The sequence below is a fragment of the Nocardia sp. NPDC059228 genome, assembly GCF_042754245.1.
Classification (GTDB): domain Bacteria; phylum Actinomycetota; class Actinomycetes; order Mycobacteriales; family Mycobacteriaceae; genus Nocardia.
Genome location: NZ_JBHZAL010000197.1, coordinates 1 through 1,013, shown reverse-complemented (window position 1 = coordinate 1,013; position 1,013 = coordinate 1). Strand labels below are relative to the sequence as shown.

Below are 1,013 nucleotides of genomic sequence, written 5' to 3'. Positions count from 1 at the left end.
CGCGATGCAAAGCCCCGACACCTTCGAACGCTCACTCCGAGCGGCTGCCGCCTGAAACTCGTAAGCCCCCTGTCCACCATCCGGGGGGAACCTCAGGCTGGGTCGATTCGTCTAGCGAGTTCGACGGTTACCGCGAGCGAGATCTCGGCGCGCCTGGGCATCGTGGGGGATAGACAGTTCGAGCAAGGCAGCCTGGTGAATCCCCGAAATCCGGACGGTGCGCGACGCAAGAACAGTCTCTGGATCCGGCGCAGTGGATTGCCCAACGACAGTGATCTCGCCGACCACGTCCGAGCGCTGGTCGGGTTACTGAGCGGGTGTGGCGAGGAACTGGCCAGCCTTACGCTGATTGCGAGATGGAATTGTTCCTCGGCTTCGGCAGCCAAAACGGTCAGGGCGGCGGCGCACTGCCCGCTGACCTGCTTGCCGATGTCGCCGCACTGGGACTCGACATCGTCCTCGACCTGTACCCGCCCGGGCCGCAAGATGTTTTATGAGGCAGGTATGACGATCAACTTGCGCGCGTGGACCGCCCAAGTAAGACCCACCTGAGCGGTACGCCACGGGCAGCCCAACCCTGCGGCCCAGATCGCACGGAACTCCGCATGTGCATGCATTCGCCGACGGGCCTGCGGCCGGGTCCCGAACGACCGGGTCGCGGCAGAATAGTGCGTTCGGGGTGGATGATTCGTTGTTCGGGCGGGCGGGGCAGTTGCGTTTCTCTCCGAGTACGTGGGGCAGCCGCTGCTGTGCGGGTTCGACGAGCGCGGCCTGGCGCACGGTTTCATCGGCGAACTCGACCCGCTGCGGCCATCGGCGATCGCGAGATCGCCACCGGCCACCTGCTCGCCCCGACCGCACCCGGGCGCGAGCCGGATCTGGACGAGGGATGGTTCGACCGTGGAATCGCCGCCCGCTGGCGCGACAAGAAGGTTCTCGACGAACTCGACGACCTGCTCGACCGCGTCGACGCCATCGCCGCCCGCTACGGCATCGACTGATCTGCCACACAC

Annotated in this window: 2 protein-coding genes and 1 pseudogene; all 3 read left to right on the top strand. The window is 66.0% G+C overall.

What is annotated here, in order from left to right:
- Window positions 1-51: 51 nt before the first annotated feature.
- Window positions 52-333 (top strand): annotated as a pseudogene (locus ACFXKA_RS43465) (DUF4279 domain-containing protein); the annotation flags it as partial.
- A gap of 23 nt (window positions 334-356) precedes the next feature.
- Window positions 357-497: a hypothetical protein gene (locus ACFXKA_RS43460; RefSeq protein WP_379431979.1), complete on the top strand. Its 141-nt coding sequence runs from the start codon at window positions 357-359 to the stop codon at window positions 495-497.
- A 252-nt stretch (window positions 498-749) separates the two neighbouring features.
- The gene (locus ACFXKA_RS43455) at window positions 750-1,001 is read left to right on the top strand and encodes a hypothetical protein (protein ID WP_379431978.1); all 252 of its coding nucleotides are present in this window, start codon (window positions 750-752) and stop codon (window positions 999-1,001) included.
- Window positions 1,002-1,013: the final 12 nt, after the last annotated feature.

What these genes read in the sequence shown, in the direction of transcription:
- ACFXKA_RS43460 (WP_379431979.1), top strand. Translation starts at nt 357, where the DNA reads ATGGAATTGTTCCTCGGCTTCGGCAGCCAAAACGGTCAGGGCGGCGGC.